The organism is Polaribacter filamentus (assembly GCF_002943715.1).
GTDB classification, from domain to species: Bacteria; Bacteroidota; Bacteroidia; order Flavobacteriales; family Flavobacteriaceae; genus Polaribacter; species Polaribacter filamentus.
Window position 1 is genome coordinate 915,573 of record NZ_MQUA01000013.1, and the last position, 16,464, is coordinate 932,036.

The 16,464-nt window shown below is 29.5% G+C and carries 16 protein-coding genes; 1 reads left to right on the forward strand and 15 read right to left on the reverse strand.

Annotation, left to right across the window (positions count from 1 at the left end):
• The first annotated feature begins 272 nt into the window (after positions 1–272).
• On the forward strand, positions 273–1,553 hold the full coding sequence (gene ltrA, locus BST83_RS06275; RefSeq protein ID WP_104808356.1) for a group II intron reverse transcriptase/maturase: 1,281 nt from the start codon (positions 273–275) through the stop codon (positions 1,551–1,553).
• Between the two features lie 92 nt (positions 1,554–1,645).
• Here ltrA and BST83_RS06280 read toward each other — a convergent pair whose 3' ends face one another.
• The 15 genes from BST83_RS06280 to BST83_RS06355 form a co-directional block, all read right to left on the reverse strand.
• On the reverse strand, positions 1,646–2,125 hold the full coding sequence (locus BST83_RS06280) for a hypothetical protein (protein ID WP_146092124.1): 480 nt from the start codon (positions 2,123–2,125) through the stop codon (positions 1,646–1,648).
• A gap of 290 nt (positions 2,126–2,415) precedes the next feature.
• Positions 2,416–3,597: an MFS transporter gene (locus BST83_RS06285; RefSeq protein WP_104809048.1), complete on the reverse strand. Its 1,182-nt coding sequence runs from the start codon at positions 3,595–3,597 to the stop codon at positions 2,416–2,418.
• A gap of 165 nt (positions 3,598–3,762) precedes the next feature.
• The gene (locus tag BST83_RS06290) at positions 3,763–4,542 is read right to left on the reverse strand and encodes a hypothetical protein (protein WP_104809049.1); all 780 of its coding nucleotides are present in this window, start codon (positions 4,540–4,542) and stop codon (positions 3,763–3,765) included.
• Positions 4,543–4,695: 153 nt separating this feature from the next.
• Positions 4,696–5,412, reverse strand: a complete 717-nt coding sequence (locus BST83_RS06295; protein WP_146092125.1) for a hypothetical protein — start codon at positions 5,410–5,412, stop codon at positions 4,696–4,698.
• Between the two features lie 173 nt (positions 5,413–5,585).
• Positions 5,586–5,933: a hypothetical protein gene (locus BST83_RS06300; RefSeq protein WP_104809051.1), complete on the reverse strand. Its 348-nt coding sequence runs from the start codon at positions 5,931–5,933 to the stop codon at positions 5,586–5,588.
• Between the two features lie 229 nt (positions 5,934–6,162).
• A complete protein-coding gene (locus BST83_RS06305; protein WP_104809052.1) occupies positions 6,163–6,942 on the reverse strand; it encodes a tetratricopeptide repeat protein in 780 nt (259 codons plus the stop codon).
• A gap of 157 nt (positions 6,943–7,099) precedes the next feature.
• Complete coding sequence (locus BST83_RS06310; protein ID WP_104809053.1) at positions 7,100–7,666, reverse strand: cysteine hydrolase family protein; 567 nt, start codon at positions 7,664–7,666, stop codon at positions 7,100–7,102.
• A gap of 163 nt (positions 7,667–7,829) precedes the next feature.
• A complete protein-coding gene (locus BST83_RS06315; protein WP_240614674.1) occupies positions 7,830–8,360 on the reverse strand; it encodes a hypothetical protein in 531 nt (176 codons plus the stop codon).
• Between the two features lie 108 nt (positions 8,361–8,468).
• The gene (locus BST83_RS06320) at positions 8,469–8,963 is read right to left on the reverse strand and encodes an RNA polymerase sigma factor (RefSeq protein WP_240614675.1); all 495 of its coding nucleotides are present in this window, start codon (positions 8,961–8,963) and stop codon (positions 8,469–8,471) included.
• A 602-nt stretch (positions 8,964–9,565) separates the two neighbouring features.
• Entirely contained in the window at positions 9,566–10,564 is a 999-nt protein-coding gene (locus BST83_RS06330) for a TlpA disulfide reductase family protein (RefSeq protein ID WP_104809057.1), read from the reverse strand.
• A gap of 193 nt (positions 10,565–10,757) precedes the next feature.
• On the reverse strand, positions 10,758–11,645 hold the full coding sequence (locus tag BST83_RS06335; RefSeq protein ID WP_104809058.1) for a trypsin-like peptidase domain-containing protein: 888 nt from the start codon (positions 11,643–11,645) through the stop codon (positions 10,758–10,760).
• 186 nt (positions 11,646–11,831) lie between these two features.
• A complete protein-coding gene (locus tag BST83_RS06340; protein ID WP_104809059.1) occupies positions 11,832–12,611 on the reverse strand; it encodes a tetratricopeptide repeat protein in 780 nt (259 codons plus the stop codon).
• Positions 12,612–12,754: 143 nt separating this feature from the next.
• Positions 12,755–14,062 (reverse strand): tyrosine-type recombinase/integrase, encoded by a 1,308-nt coding sequence (locus tag BST83_RS06345; RefSeq protein WP_104809060.1) that lies wholly within the window; start codon positions 14,060–14,062, stop codon positions 12,755–12,757.
• 61 nt (positions 14,063–14,123) lie between these two features.
• Positions 14,124–15,065 carry a CPBP family intramembrane glutamic endopeptidase gene (locus tag BST83_RS06350; RefSeq protein ID WP_240614676.1) on the reverse strand — a complete coding sequence of 314 codons (942 nt, stop codon included), beginning with the start codon at positions 15,063–15,065 and terminating at the stop codon, positions 14,124–14,126.
• 168 nt (positions 15,066–15,233) lie between these two features.
• Positions 15,234–16,415, reverse strand: a complete 1,182-nt coding sequence (locus tag BST83_RS06355) for an MFS transporter (protein WP_104809048.1) — start codon at positions 16,413–16,415, stop codon at positions 15,234–15,236.
• Positions 16,416–16,464: the final 49 nt, after the last annotated feature.

Here is a 16,464-nt window from a genome sequence, read left to right on the forward strand (position 1 = left end):
TAACGCCCAAAAGAGTAACAAAAGGGTAAGTATGTAGATACGGCAGGAATTGAGTGAAAGAAGATGCCATTACCTGGGGAGGTCTCTAGAGCCACGAGTTGGCTGTATAGAGAAGTCAGCAGAAGTCATAGTACTTACAGGAAACGAGGAGGGAAAACCCTCACGGTCTCACAAGTAAGGAAGGACTGAACATTAAATTACGTTGTAATTCGACTAGGAGGCGTTGCTAGCCTAGTCTTAGCTCAACAGGAGTAAACAAATTATTTAAAACTATGATTGCCCAAGTATTAGAAGCTACGAATCTTTATAAAGCAGCACGTCAAGTTATGCGCAATAAAGGAGCAAGCGGAATAGACAGTATGTCGCATCAAAAACTCCCTGAATACATTAGGGAAAATAGGTCAGAACTACTGCTATCCATTTGTAATAATAGCTATGTACCACAAGCAATTTTAGGAGTAACGATCCCTAAAGGAAATGGTAAAACCCGACTTTTAGGAATACCAACGGTAGTAGACAGATGGTTACAACAGGGGGTAAACCAACAATTAATGACTAAGTTCGAATACGAATTTGAAACCTTTAGTTACGGATTTCGCCCACAGAAGAACATCCAAAAGGCAGTACTACAAGCCCAGCGATACATCAATGATGGCTATCAGGATATTGTAGATATTGACTTAAAAGGATTCTTCGATGAAGTAGACCATTGCATCCTACTGCAACTTATTTACAACAAAGTACAATGCCGAACCACCTTGCGTTTAATCCGAAAATGGCTTAGAGTTCCCATTTCAATAAATGGAAAACTTTATAAACGCCGAAAAGGAATTCCACAAGGCAGTCCAATAAGTCCATTACTATCTAATATTATATTAGACGTTCTGGATAAAGAAATGCAAAAACAAGGGGTACGATATGTGCGTTATGCAGACGATTTTAGTATGTATGCTAAAAGCAAAAGCGAGGCAAAACGAATAGGAAATAGCATGTATTTGTTTCTTAGAGACAAATTAAAGCTCCCTATAAATGGTGCTAAAAGTGGTATACGCAGACCTGTAAATTTTAAATTGCTAGGACACGGTTTTGTGCCAATCTATAAGAAAGGCATAAAAGGGCAGTATCAACTAGTTGTAAAACAGGAAAGTTGGGAAAAGTTTAAGCGCAATCTTAAAAGTTTAACCAAGAAAACCAAACCAATGTCTTTACTAGAAAGACTCGAGCGACTAAATCAAGTTTGCAGGGGCTGGATGAATAATTACCGATTAACAAACATTTATGCTAAACTTAAAAAGTTGGATGAATGGTTGCGAAATAGGTTACGATATTGCATTTGGCATGATTGGAAAAAACTAGAAAGAAAACGTAAAAGCCTAATTCGATTAGGAATAGAAAACGGACAAGCGTATGCTTGGAGTAGAACAAGAATGGGAGGCTGGGCAGTAGCCCAAAGCCCTATACTTAAAACTACAATTACCCTTTCTATACTTAAAAGAAAAGGTTACAAACCCATGGTAGATTACATAAATAAGAAGCAAACTTCAATTTGGTGAACCGCCGTATACGAGACCCGTACGTACGGTGGTGTGAGAGGCGCACTGGCTACTTTTTGGTAGTCAGCCGTCTACTCGATTGTAGCACGTTTTTACATATCATGATTAATAATTATAATCAATTTTCGTTTTGGTGATATTAAATAAAAGTCAGTTCCACCAGTTTTTTTATAGGCATAAAATCCACCTTTTTCGTTTGCTACAGTTCTGATGAAGTCTTGTCGTTCTACAATTTCTCCTTTCCAACCTCCATAAGTTGGCGTCACAAATTCAAGCGTTTCAATATCAGTTCGTTTCACTGGCGTTTCAGTCCATTTTATGTCACTGAGTTCATTTGGCGGAAAGTTTTGAACGAAATCTTCAGGTGGGTTTGTAAAATAGTCCGCCATTTCATCGTTAAATTTATAAATGTCTAGCGAGTAACCTTCTCCACGCACACCTATTTCTCCGTAATCATATTCTTCCCAACTCCAAAAGGATTTTCCAGTCAATTCTTCAGACCTTTCTTTAATATAAAAGTTTTTTGATAATGGGAATATTTGTAATTGCCAAGAAACAAAAATTACTATCACACTTAGAATTGAAGTTTGAATAATAAAGGATTTTCGATTTCCTGTTTTGTATGCTTTAAATATTCGGTAAACCCAAAATATCAATCCAATTATGATTAGAATAAAAATCAGTAAAATTATTAGGTAGAATGTCATTTTTCAAATGTGTTACAACGTGGTTGTGTATTGAATGTTGCGGTTTTGTGAACGAGGAATTTCCAACGGAAATTCGGTAGTTTGCAAAGAAGCAACAAGTTTTAGTTTAGCCAAATATAGCAATATTTAATACACGGTGTTGTGGCACGTTATTGTTATTCATCTCTTTGTTTTAATTCAGGTAAATCTTTAGAAATTTCGTAATATTTCTTGTCATTCATTAAACTTTCTCGTACTTTTTCTAATTGCTCATTTAATTGTTTTGGAACATTATATTTGATTCCAAAACTTTTTCTTATTTCAGTATCAGTATGCTTGTCATATTCTTTCCAGTCAATTTCTGGTGTGTTAACAAGGTCAATTTGTTCCTTTATGATTTCTAAAAGCTCCTTTGATTCATTTGAGTTGACATCATAAAATTCAAGTTGTCTTAAAATATCTTTTGGGAAAGCATAACGCCAATTATCAATTGAATTTCTATTAAAGTACTTGCCGTTTTCTTTAAAGTTCTTAATCGCAATTTTTTGAAGAATGATTGTATCTAAAGATACTTTTTTATCTTTTGAAAAGGCTGACTTCAAACTAATCACTTGCTTGAATGAACTTTCAGTATGCCATTTTTTTAAGGTCTTAATTGTATTTTCGTTAAATTCAATTCCGTACACAACTTTGGCTTTATTTATTTGTTGGTCAACGTAATTAAAATCTGATTCAAATTTTTTATAATAGACATTATTTAGTATCTCTTGATTCACAGATGTTGTAGTTTTTAATGTAAAAGTTATTACAAAACAAATTACGAATGAAAATAATATCCATTTTTCTGAACGATAAATTAGCCTAACTATAAACCAATTTTGTGCAAAAACTACAATTGGAATTAAAACAAATAAAAGCCAATATTGTTCGAATAAATTTAGTTGATTATCATAACCTGGCATTCCATATAAAATGAAAGGAACAATTGAACCAAATCGAGCAATCATCATTAAAATTAGCCAAAAAGTAAAGAAAATATTTGTTCTAGATAATTGTTTATAAATTTTGTCTTTTTTCCTTTTATGATTATTATTTGTCATCCAAATTGCAATCGTAACTGAAAGACCTAAAACGGTTGCAAGTGACGAAAAAAAGTAATTATAAAAAAGTAATTCAGATTTTTCTAAAATGAATAAATCAGCAGATAAAGTGGTGAAAAACCTAAATAATTCTCGGAAATAATTAAACGTTAATGAAATTACAATTGCAGAAAATAAACCTGAAATTATTCCAATCCAAAATCTTTGTTTCCCGATTTTTTGAATAGATATTTCTTCTTTCCTAAATTTTCCTGTCATTTATGGATTTCGTTTTTAATGCGCCACAACGTTGTTTTGTATGGAAAGTTGCGATTTTGTAAACGAGGAATTTCCAGTGAAAATTCAGAAGTTTGCAAAAGAGCAACAAGTTTTAGTTTAAACCAAATACAGCAATTTTTTATACAAGGTGTTGTATGTAGTTATTTATAATAGCTCGATTATTTCATCCAATTTCCACTGAATTGGTAAATTCGAATATTTTAATTCATCTTTTTCATTTAAAGATTCTTTTATTGAGTTATATATTTCTCCTTTAGGTGGCTCGCTAAATGTAATGTGTTTTTTTAAATCGGCATCTAAGAAATACTCGTAATAATTTTCATTATCAAAGTCTTTAGTAATAATTCTAAATTCTTTTTCATGAGAGTAGCTCTCGTGTTTTCTAAATAATGGATTTTTATTACTCTCTTTTTGATAGTCAATAAAACCACAAGTAAAATTTCTAACATCTTTTTCTAAAAACGAAATTATTTCTTGCCATTTTATGGAAATTAGAATCGCTAATCCAGTTCTAGATTTTCCGTATATATTGTACATATACCTTTGTTCGGTATTAAATTCAGTTGTAGTGAACCAACAGGAACAATGATGTTTTTTTATAGTTTCAATGTGAGTTTTGAATTCTTGTTCAAATTTTTTCGAATCACGTTCTCCTTCGATATGATGAACAAATCCTCTTCCGTATTCTATAGTTCCTCCATCATTTTTCACACGTTTCATAAACGTTATATTATTTAACCAAGCCATTGTGAAATTAGAATTATTATAACTCCAACCTTCTAAGACATCATCAAATAAAGTCATTTTGGAAAAATTAAGATTTAATTTTCCGTTTTTTAAATAATAAATATAATCATCGTAGGGTATATATTTATTCAACCAAATATTTTCAGTTTCTAAATTTTTGTCTATAATTTCTAACATTTTTTTTAATTACATACAACGTGGTTGTGTATTGAAAGTTGCGGTTTTGTGAACGAGGAATTTCCAGCGGAAATTCAGAAGTTTGCAAAAAAGCAATAAGTTTTAGTTTTAGCTAAATTTAGCAATTTTTAATACACGGTGTTGCCCAACGTTTTATTTTAATTCCGAATATTTTTTATTAATTGTCAATATTAAATTTTCAAAAAAATCTTGACTCATTAAAATTAAATTTTCAATAAAAACATAATCATTAATTTCAATTATTTTATTATTACCTTCTTGATTTAATTTAATTCCTTCTAATTGGTTTACAAATTCAAATCTATTTTCATCAATTATTGAATTGTTATGAGCAATCTTATTTCTGATATATTTTCTTTGTTTTATTGGTGTATAATACTTCTCAATGTTAGATGTTTCTATACAGAAAACTTTTGTTAAGAAAATCCAATATTTATTTATATAGTCATTTCCATTCAAGTCGTTTAACTTTATCTTAAACTCAAACTCTTTCTGAATTTGTGTGCAAATATTCTTCAATTGTCCTTCAATTAGTGAATAAATTGAAAGAATAGCACCTTTCCGATGATTTTGAATTAATTGAGAGATTCCAATTTCTCTTGGGTGATAATAATAGTAGTAACATTGTGCTTTTTCGTGTTCAGCATATTCACCTTCAGATTCTTTATTCAGAGTTTCATCATTTTCAATATCTTTTTTTAATTCAAGTTTAAGTTCTTGAATAAATTTCTCCGAATTTCCAATCAATGATTTTTCTGCAAAAAATAATTGTCGAATATCCTCTCTACAATGATAAATATTTTCCCAATTTAGACCAAATTCATTTTCAAATTCTTTCATTATATTCATACTTGGTTTTTATGTTGGGCAACGTGGTTGTGTATTGAATGTTGCGGCTTTGTGAACGAGGAATTTCCAACGGAAATTCAGTAGTTTGCAAAGAAGCAATAAGTTTTAGTCTAGCCAAATATAGCAATATTTAATACACGGTGTTGTAAACAGTACTTTTTCATTCGCAATTATTAATTCAAACTTTCAATTATCAAATTCAAGAGTTCATACGCTCCAATTCCTAATCCAGTTCCAATTAACATCCAGTAAATTCTTTGTTTTTTATCGGCTTGAACGGTTTGTTTTTCAATTGTCTTTCCGTTTTTAACTAATTCCAATTCTATTTCTCTTTTATCGAATTGTTTGTATTTCGATTTCAGAATAAAATTTTCAGAATTGAGGTTTAGCTTGTGCTTAATTCCAGAAAAAGAGAATTTTTCAGAAACAGTTTTTCCATCTAATAAAACTTTTTCAATTCCGAATACAGAATTCATAAATTCTATTTTGTGGTTTTCAATATTAAATTCAGCATATTTCATTTTTTGTTCAGTTTTTTTTCGGTATTGTTTACAACGTCTCGGCTATGGTTAGTACGGGAATTAAAAACACTGAATTTCCGATTAAGCATTTAGCCAAAACTTTTTATTTTGTTTTATCTTTTTTGTTCTAAAGCCAAATCAAAATATTTGGCGGACTTGGTTAAAAGCTCTAACCTTTGGGTTAGGCAATAAAACCCGTATTAATTATAGCCATTGTTGTAAAACGTTTTTATAATTCCGCTTTATATAGGTTTTCCATATTTTTCAGCGGTCGACCTAATATTTTTTCGGCTTCTTTTTGTCCGTTTGCTTTTTGTTCGGTTGTCAGTTTGTTTTCTAATTCTTGAATTTCCTTAACAATCTGTTCTTGTTGAATGTATGAAAAGTCTCTTTTAAATTCGTTGAAAATCAAGAACCATTGATAGCTTATAAAATTGTCTTGTTCAACATCTGTTCCATCTCTATACATATAAGCAAGGTTTAACCTGGAAGATGTTATGTATCCGCTTTTCTGTAAATTTTCTGGGTTCTGAAGTTTTCCAAGACGGATTGCCCATTCCAACATTTTATCAATGTCTTTATCGGTTCCCATTCCTTCTTTGTAACAATTGATAACATTGAACATACAAGTTCCGTCTCCGTTTTCTGCACATTTTAGAGCAAATGAAAATGCTTTATTGAAATCTTGTTGGACTCCATTTCCACTTCCGTAAGCCATCATCATTGCGTACAGACCATCATTCCAACCTTTTTCGGCTGATTTAGAATACCATTCAATCGCTTTTTCGGAATTTTGCTCAACACCAATTCCAGCTTGATAACAATAACCTAAATTATATTGAGATTCCGCATTTCCCAATTCCGCTGCTTGTTTTAGAATCGGAACAGCTTTGTCAAATTCTTGAGTTTCTATAAGTTTTTTCGATTGTTCATTTAATTCCGATGCGTTTTGGCCGAATGCGGTCAAGCAAATTAAAGTCAGAAATATAGAGGCTAAATGTTTGTTCATTCGTTTTTCTTAAATGTTTTACAACGGTCTTGTGTATGATTAGTGGCGTGTTCAAGCACCTAATTTAGTAAATACAAACCAAATGTAAAATCCGCTAGGATTTTTGTGAGTAGGCGAGTACTAGCCATTAATTATACACGGTGTTGTATGGCGTTATTTATATTTCACTCATTAATTTTTCAAAATTCCAAACAGTTGCGAATTCATCATTTAAATTGGCAAGTGCTGTCAAATGTATAGTTTCAGAATCATACTTTTCTCCGTTAATTCCAATTCGGTCGAATGTAGCAGTTGCATCTGAAATTAGATAGGTTTCATAACCGAAATTTCCTGCCATTCTAGTTGTTGTCGATACACAATGATTAGTTGTTATACCAATTATAACTAATGTGTTTATATTCAATTTATCTATTTGCTCTTTTAAGTCTGTGTCGATAAAAGCACTATTCACTTCTTTTGTAATTATCAGTTCATTTTCAATAGGCAAGACATTTTCGTTAAATTCGAATCCTACATTCGATTGGTTTAATTTAGATTTTAAATTCGTAGAACTGTGTCTTACGTGAAATAAAGGCAAATTTAATTTTCTCCATTTATTTAGAATTTTTCCACAAACTATTTCTGCATTTTTATTGTTTCTATTTCCTCCCCAATATTCTTCGTCTAAAAAGGCTTTTTGAATATCTATAAGAATCAATGCTGGTTTTTTTGTTCGTAATTTCATTTAGTGTTAGTTCGGTTTTAATGACATACAACGTGTTCGTGTATGGTTAGTTGCGTTGGCAAGAACTAAGTTAACAAAAGAATACGAACCAGAGGGAAATTCGTAGGATTTTCCGAGTACACACAGACCAAGCAATTAATTATACACGTTGTTGCCAGTAGTTTTATTCATTACTTAATTGCTGCTGCATTGTTTTAATACTTTTTAAAAGAGGGTTTATATCTTTTGTTACCACTCTTTTATTAATCCAAATAATAAAAGCGTAAAAGAAAGCCAATCCTATTAATGTTCCTGTTTTAAAATTAACAGTTAGTGGAAGTATACTTTCGGCAATACTATTTGTCCAATGAAAATCAAAAGGGTTTTTTAAACCAACTATAAAAATAAAATTTATAATAAAAGGAGGTATTGCATACCAATAAGCACTTGAACCTAACAAAACTGCTTGCTGTTGCATAGTTACTTCTTGCTGCGCAAGTTGATCTGTCATTGACAAAGACAAATTGTTTGTTGTGTTCTGTTTTTTTGATTTTCTAAATTTATAAATAACAAATACAAACCAAATAATTGAAAAAGCACATGCTATTTTGGTAACTGGAAATGGGATTTCATAGAGTAAATAACTAAAAATAATTATGCCAATTACTGAAGCAGAAATTTCTCTGATATCTCTAATTCGAATCTTTTTTTGCATATCATTTACTTTTGAACTCAGTTCTATTATTAACTGATTTGTTTCAATTGATATTTGTGCTGTTTGGGAAGAATTATTCCAAATATTTTTAACTCTTGTTCTAGCATTTTATTTAATTTTTGGATTGATGCATTCAAATAGTTTTTTTCGAATTCTTTTCATTTTTACGGCAATGTGATTCTCTGACAATCCAGTAATTAATGATATTTCTTTATATGATAAATCATCTAAATAAAGTACAATAAGTGGCGTGTCAGATTCATTTAAGGTAGCAATACATTCTTTCAAGTATTCGAATTTTTCTAGTTCTGAAGCATTAACTTCCTTTTCTAGAGGTGTAAAATGAATAGAATCAAACCTTTCAGTTTTGTTATTACTTTTATCAAATTTCATTTTTGAACGTAGACAAACATTAATAGCAACTTTATACACCCATGTATCTATAGCCGATTTACCTTTGAAATTGTCCAGAGATTTCCAAATTTGAAAAACAACTTCTTGAAATAAGTCTTGAGGTTCAATTGGAGCAACAGCATAAATTCTGCAAAGCCTAAATATTTTATGCTTGTTTTTCTTAAGTATCTGATCAAAATCTACTTCCAAATTATTCTGTATTTCATATTCTTTATCTTTTATTAAAGTATAAATTTATTTGTGTTCAATCTTTAACAGAATTTTAAACGATTTTTCACTAGTCTTATATTTCGTAAACAATATGTGTTAATTTTACCATCTTAATTATTTTCCTCTTCATAGTATTTTTTTAAGGATTTGTTAGATGAAGATATTCGGAGAAATTCAACAAAAAACCCAGAAATAAGAATATAAATTATTTCCTTATTAGAACTTCCCGATTTCAAAGAACAGGCTAGTATTACTGAAGCCCAAATTATACTGCTTATAATGAGGTTTCTTGTTAGAGTTTGATTTAATTTTTTTGTATTTTTCATTTTCTTAAAGTTTAAATTATTGTTTTTTAGGGTCTCTATTATAGTTAGTGACAGACTTTAAGAAAATATGACAAGAAAATAGTTTTTTATTTGGGAGTTGCGGTATTAATATTACTGGCAACGTGGTTGTGTATTGAATGTTGCGGCTTTGTGAACGAGGAATTTCCAACGGAAATTCAGTAGTTTGCAAAGAAGCAACAAGTTTTAGTTTAGCCAAATATAGCAATATTTAATACACGGTGTTGGCAACTGGCATTAATTTAGTATTTCCGCTAATTTTTCATTCAGTTTTTCTCCACTTAAATTACGACCAATTATTATTCCACTTTTGTCAATCAAAAAGTTATCTGGAATTCCATTAATTCCATATGTCAGTAGAGCCAAATTGTCTCTCCCTTTTAAATCGCTTACTTGTAACCAAGGTAATTTATCTTTTTCAATTGCTTTTAACCAATGTGCTTTTTTAATATCTAGAGACACACCAAGTATTTCAAAACCTTTTAGTTTATATTCTTCGTATGTTTTTACCAAGTTAGGGTTTTCTTGCCGACAAGGTCCACAACTTGAAGCCCAAAATTCCAATAGTACTAATTTATTATTGAAGTCAGAAAGTTTTTTCATTTCTCCATTCGCATCTTCCATTTCAAAGTCTAAATACTTCTCTCCAACCTTTGGGTTTTTATTAAATTTAATATATTTTGAAATACTTTTTCCGTATTCTGATTTTTTATTATCTGTTGAAAATTGTTCAAAAAGTTCTTCTGTTTTTTCTTTTCCCCAAGTTCTAGAATTTAAAAATAGAATATTTGCACTAACAATGCTTTTTGGATTGTTTTTTACAAATTTCATTTCTTTTATTAGCCTTTCATTTTTATAAAGTGTATCAGTTTCTCTATTTAAAGTTTGGCTTAAATTTTCAGTTATTGAACCTTTAACATTTGCATTTCTGAAATCAGATTCAGTTCCGTCAAATTCCATTTTATTGTTTTCAAGCCATAAAAATCGGTAATGAGAAATGTCTTTTGTTTTTAATAATACTCGCAAAGGGGTTTGAGATAATTTAGTTTGAAAACTAAAAGAGTTATTTTCAACTTTTACTGAATCAATTACTTTTTCATTTGAAATCTTTTCCAAATAAAGGTATGTTCCGTTTTTAATTCCTTTTGTAGTTCCAATTAATGAAAATTGTTCTTGCGGTTTTTCATTACAGGAAACTGCTATTAATGTTATTATTCCAAATAATATTTTTCTCATAGATGTTTGTCTTTGCTTGTTGCCAACGTGTTTGTATATGGTTTGTTGCGTGATTTAAGCACCTAATTTAGTAAATAAAAACTGAATAGAAAATCCGCTAGGATTTTCGTAAGTAGGCTAGAACTAGCAATAAATTATATACGGTGTTGGCTGCTGCCTTTACTTTTCAATAATGTATCTATCTTAATTTTTTTTATTTTTCATAGAATTTGATTTTGTTATCTGTCAAAAACTCTTTGATAATGTCCGCATGAATACAATGTCCAACATGTAAAAATGGCTGATTGGTTATCTTTATTGACTTCCCTCCAGTTTTGTATTCAAAGTTTTTCATATCAAAGCCCAAATGCAAATGATTTGTCATGCTTTGCATACCACATATTAGTCCTTGCTCGTTAAACAAAGGACCACCACTTTGCCCTTTTAATCCGGGTGTACTTAATTCAATTCCAAAAACTTTACCTTCATCAATTAAATGCCTTGTTAGCATTCCTTCAATTGGAAAGCGAGGAGTTCCACTTACCCCAGTATTCGTCCACTCAATATTATCATCTATTTCATTATATTCAAAGTTCGTAAATTCAGGAAATGGATAACCAAGTCGGCACAAATATTTTCCTTGCTTTAAAACGGAAGTGTCTTTAAGAAAAGTGGCATAAGATTGATACGCTGGATTTTTAAAGTCATCTATAATTAAAATTGATAAATCATATTTTGGATGATTTATCCAACGGTAATTAAAATTTAATTCTGTTGTACATCCAATGAATTCTTCATATAATTGAACTAAAATGTCTGATTTGAAATTATATTTTGCTTCCAAATCCTTCATTCGTTTATTGAATTTGTTGTTCTTTCCGATTGTTGCTTTTTCTTTTATAAAATTATTGTAGTGAGAATTGATATTAGCACGATTGCCAATTAAGTCAACCACATGTTTACAGGTTATTGCACAACCTAATTCGTTTACAAAAAAAAGTGTTGCTGCTCCAGGACTAACAGTTTTTTCTTTGTAATTCCTTGAAATTGTGTGTATCGGTCTTGTGAATTTTCCGACTTCTTCAATTGCTTTTACAAACATATATTTAATTTTAATTGTTATTTGATTTGAATTCTATTTTCAGGGTTGCAGCCAACGTGGTTGTGTATGATTAGTGGCGTGTTTAAGCACCTAATTTAGTAAATAATTACTGAATAGAAAATCCGCGAGAATTTTCGTAAGTAGGCGAAAACCAGCCATTAATTATACACGGTGTTGTAAAACGTTTTATAATTCCGCTTTGTATAAATTCTCCATATTTTTCAGTTTTCTGCCTAATAATTTTTCAGCTTCTTTTTGTCCATTTTCTTTTTGTTCAACTGTTAGATTCTTTTCCAATTCTTCAATTTCTTTGACTATTTGTCCTTGTTTTATGTAAGAAAAGTCTTTCTTAAACTCGTTATAAATTAAATACCATAAATAGCTTTTAAAAAAATCTTGTTTAAAGTCTTTTCCTTCACTATACATTTGAGCAAGTTGTAATCTAACTGAAGTTATATTTCCACTTTTTGTTAAATTTTCTGGATTTTCAAGTTTTCCAAGTTTAGTTGACCATTTTAGCATTTCAGTCATATCTTTTTCAACTCCCATTCCAGAATAATAACAATTAATTACATTCCACATACAAGTTCCATCTCCATTTTCAGCGCATTTCATTCCGTATTCAAATGCTTTATTAAAATTTTGTTCTACACCATCACCATTTCCATAAGCCATCATCATTTGATAAAGTCCGTCATTAAAACCTTGTTCAGCTGATTTTGAAAACCAATAAATTCCTTTTTCAGTATTTTGTTCAATTCCAGTTCCTGCTCTGTAACAATAACCTAAATTATATTGTGATTCAGCATTTCCTAATTCCGCTCCTTTTTTTAATAGTGGAATAGCTTTATCAAATTCTTGAGTTTCGATAAACTTTTTGGCTTTTTCATTAAATTCTTTTGCTGTTTGTCCAACAGAAGTTGAGCAAATAAATGTTAAAAATATAAATGTTAAAATTCTGTTCATTCGTTTTTTTAATGTTTTACAACGTTGTTGTGTATTGAAAGTTGCGGTTTTGTGAACGAGGAATTTCCGTAGGAAATTCAGAAGTTTGCAAAAAAGCAACAAGCTTTAGTTTAGCTAAATATAGCAATTTTTACTACACGGTGTTAGGCAACGTTTTTTTTATATATCATATTCAATACTTCTTCTACAAACGATTTTACTCTTTGAATCTCTGGTTTATAGTTAGAAGGATGTCCACATTTATTTCTCAAACCTAGACAATTATTTATTAATTCATTTTTTTCAAATTTACTAAAAACTCCTATTTTTTCTGCTAAATGTATTGTTGTTTCGTCTTTGATATATTCAAAACTATCAATGTTTTTTATTTTTTTCGATCTAGAGTCAAGTCTATTCAATTCTTCGTTTATATTTTTTAGAGTATCTATGTCTAAAATTTGTTTTCTAATATTCTTTATAGCTGATGACCAAATAAAAATAACTCCAGCTCTTAAACTTCCATTTCTAAAACAATCTATTCCTTCCATTAGGTAATCCATTTCGTCTAAATCTTTCAATTTGAAAACTAAAGATTCTAAATCATCAAAGCTTTCAGTTTTTTCAGTTGTAGTAATTAATTTGTCGTAAGGCGTAAAATTAATTTTTTGTTCTTCGTGGATTAATTTTGAATATTGAAAATGAGAATTAAATTCCTTGATTTTTAAATTTTCTAAAATTATAATTAATGGGATTCCTAATTGATTTAAATGTTTAATGTAAGAATATTTAAATGCTCTAGTTGTTAAAGCAGGATTTAGTTCCATTTCTTTTACTGAAGCTTTCAATAATTTACTAACACTTGTATAAGAGTATTTTTTAGTCTTGTCCTTTTGACTATATATGAAAAATGACTCTGGTTTGAATTCTTTGTAATAGTCTGATAACAATGGAATAACTCTTTTTGATAAATATGCTTTTCTCTTTTCATTCCCTTTACTATCGTGTAGAATTATAAACGGATTTTCAACTTTAGAAATAATATCTTTAACTTGAATTTCTAATAATTCGTTAGCCTCTAAACCACAAGAATACATTAGTAGAAAAATAATTTTATGCTTTAAATTTTCTTTACGGTCAATTAATTCTAAAATATCAGATTGCTCGAAAAAATCAGCAGACCTTTCAGGTGTTTCAGGTAATTTAAATTTATAAATTCCATGTTTTTTGTCGTGCATATGGTCGAAAAATATTTTACATACAAAAACCAAAGTTCGTAACGTTGTATGAGATTTTTTCTGATTTATTAATGACCTTGCGTAACTTGTTACTTGTATATTCGTAATTTCGGTTGGAAGATGTGCAGAGTAGAAATCAAAAAGTCTAAATAGAGTACTTGAATAACCTCTAATTGTAGATTCAGCATATTTTCTTCGTCTGAATTCTTTTATTACTTTTTCTCTTATTTCCTTCATTTTTGTTGTTCAGTCAAATGTTATGTTGCCTAACGTTTTGGTGTAAGGAAAGTTGCGTGGTTTAAGCAATGAAATTAGTAAATAAAACATGAACCAAGAAAATCCGCGAGGATTTTCGTAAGCAGGCTTTTACCAGCAATTTTTTTTTACACGGTGTTGTGGTTAGTTTTTTTCTATTGTAATATATCCCAATTCCTAGTATAGTTATTATTTCAGCAATAATTGATAAATATGAACCTTCAAATCCGAAAGCTCCACCGTTAATTAAATTCCCTTCTTTTATTTTAAATTCAATAATTGAGTAAGTATCTTTACCACTTACATTAAAACCAAAAAGTGTTTGAAATAAATTCCAACTTAAATGTATTGCAATTGGAAACCATAAATTTTTTGTGTGTATGTATGATAAGCCGAGAACTATTCCAGCTAAAAATAAGTTAAACAGAGAAAATAAGTCAATATTCGGATTAAAACTGTGCATAACAGAAAACAGAATTGACGAAGCGATTAAAGCAGTATATTTATTAAACGAACTCATTAGGTTTCTTAAAACATAACCACGTAAAAGTGTTTCCTCAACAATTGCAACAATTGTAAAAAGTATTATCGATATTATCAATTCCTTAAAGTCAAAATTTACATTTAAGAAAAATATTTCTTTCAAGTAAATTAATAATAAGTATCCAATTAACATTATTGTAAGACCAAGTATAATTCCAAAAATAAATTCATTAAATCTATTTTTAGTTTGAAATCCAAGTGTAATAAATTCCTTTTTTTCTACAAACTTCATAAAAAGCCAAATCACTAAAAAAGTGCCAAATAAATCAAAAAATCCAACTATTAAAAGTTGTTTTGAAGTCTCTTCGTATTCTAAGTTTGTGAAGTCAAATCCAGCAATTAAACTTCCAACATATTGAAATATTCCAACTATTATAAGATAACATATTATAAACAAGAATATTCTTCCTATTGTATTCATTCTTATTCCAATATTGTTCATATTTCTGATTTTCGTTTTTAATTAACCACAACGTGGTTGTGTATTGAATGTTGCGGTTTTGTGAACGAGGAATTTCCAACGGAAATTCGGTAGTTTGCAAAGAAGCAACAAGTTTTAGTTTAGCCAAATATAGCAATATTTAATACACGGTGTTGTGGCACGTTATTGTTATTCATCTCTTTGTTTTAATTCAGGTAAATCTTTAGAAATTTCGTAATATTTCTTGTCATTCATTAAACTTTCTCGTACTTTTTCTAATTGCTCATTTAATTGTTTTGGAACATTATATTTGATTCCAAAACTTTTTCTTATTTCAGTATCAGTATGCTTGTCATATTCTTTCCAGTCAATTTCTGGTGTGTTAACAAGGTCAATTTGTTCCTTTATGATTTCTAAAAGCTCCTTTGATTCATTTGAGTTGACATCATAAAATTCAAGTTGTCTTAAAATATCTTTTGGGAAAGCATAACGCCAATTATCAATTGAATTTCTATTAAAGTACTTGCCGTTTTCTTTAAAGTTCTTAATCGCAATTTTTTGAAGAATGATTGTATCTAAAGATACTTTTTTATCTTTTGAAAAGGCTGACTTCAAACTAATCACTTGCTTGAATGAACTTTCAGTATGCCATTTTTTTAAGGTCTTAATTGTATTTTCGTTAAATTCAATTCCGTACACAACTTTGGCTTTATTTATTTGTTGGTCAACGTAATTAAAATCTGATTCAAATTTTTTATAATAGACATTATTTAGTATCTCTTGATTCACAGATGTTGTAGTTTTTAATGTAAAAGTTATTACAAAACAAATTACGAATGAAAATAATATCCATTTTTCTGAACGATAAATTAGCCTAACTATAAACCAATTTTGTGCAAAAACTACAATTGGAATTAAAACAAATAAAAGCCAATATTGTTCGAATAAATTTAGTTGATTATCATAACCTGGCATTCCATATAAAATGAAAGGAACAATTGAACCAAATCGAGCAATCATCATTAAAATTAGCCAAAAAGTAAAGAAAATATTTGTTCTAGATAATTGTTTATAAATTTTGTCTTTTTTCCTTTTATGATTATTATTTGTCATCCAAATTGCAATCGTAACTGAAAGACCTAAAACGGTTGCAAGTGACGAAAAAAAGTAATTATAAAAAAGTAATTCAGATTTTTCTAAAATGAATAAATCAGCAGATAAAGTGGTGAAAAACCTAAATAATTCTCGGAAATAATTAAACGTTAATGAAATTACAATTGCAGAAAATAAACCTGAAATTATTCCAATCCAAAATCTTTGTTTCCCGATTTTTTGAATAGATATTTCTTCTTTCCTAAATTTTCCTGTCATTTATGGATTTCGTTTTTAATGCGCCACAACTGGTTATATAATAACAAAA

Excerpts from the sequence above, each read along its gene's own strand:
- ltrA (WP_104808356.1), top strand. The coding sequence starts at position 273 with ATGATTGCCCAAGTATTAGAAGCTACGAATCTTTATAAAGCAGCACGT.
- BST83_RS06285 (WP_104809048.1), bottom strand. The coding sequence starts at position 3,597 with ATGACAGGAAAATTTAGGAAAGAAGAAATATCTATTCAAAAAATCGGG.
- BST83_RS06290 (WP_104809049.1), bottom strand. The coding sequence starts at position 4,542 with ATGTTAGAAATTATAGACAAAAATTTAGAAACTGAAAATATTTGGTTG.
- BST83_RS06295 (WP_146092125.1), bottom strand. The coding sequence starts at position 5,412 with ATGAATATAATGAAAGAATTTGAAAATGAATTTGGTCTAAATTGGGAA.
- BST83_RS06300 (WP_104809051.1), bottom strand. The coding sequence starts at position 5,933 with ATGAAATATGCTGAATTTAATATTGAAAACCACAAAATAGAATTTATG.
- BST83_RS06305 (WP_104809052.1), bottom strand. The coding sequence starts at position 6,942 with ATGAACAAACATTTAGCCTCTATATTTCTGACTTTAATTTGCTTGACC.
- BST83_RS06310 (WP_104809053.1), bottom strand. The coding sequence starts at position 7,666 with ATGAAATTACGAACAAAAAAACCAGCATTGATTCTTATAGATATTCAA.
- BST83_RS06315 (WP_240614674.1), bottom strand. The coding sequence starts at position 8,360 with ATGCAAAAAAAGATTCGAATTAGAGATATCAGAGAAATTTCTGCTTCA.
- BST83_RS06330 (WP_104809057.1), bottom strand. The coding sequence starts at position 10,564 with ATGAGAAAAATATTATTTGGAATAATAACATTAATAGCAGTTTCCTGT.
- BST83_RS06335 (WP_104809058.1), bottom strand. The coding sequence starts at position 11,645 with ATGTTTGTAAAAGCAATTGAAGAAGTCGGAAAATTCACAAGACCGATA.
- BST83_RS06340 (WP_104809059.1), bottom strand. The coding sequence starts at position 12,611 with ATGAACAGAATTTTAACATTTATATTTTTAACATTTATTTGCTCAACT.
- BST83_RS06345 (WP_104809060.1), bottom strand. The coding sequence starts at position 14,062 with ATGAAGGAAATAAGAGAAAAAGTAATAAAAGAATTCAGACGAAGAAAA.
- BST83_RS06350 (WP_240614676.1), bottom strand. The coding sequence starts at position 15,065 with ATGAACAATATTGGAATAAGAATGAATACAATAGGAAGAATATTCTTG.
- BST83_RS06355 (WP_104809048.1), bottom strand. The coding sequence starts at position 16,415 with ATGACAGGAAAATTTAGGAAAGAAGAAATATCTATTCAAAAAATCGGG.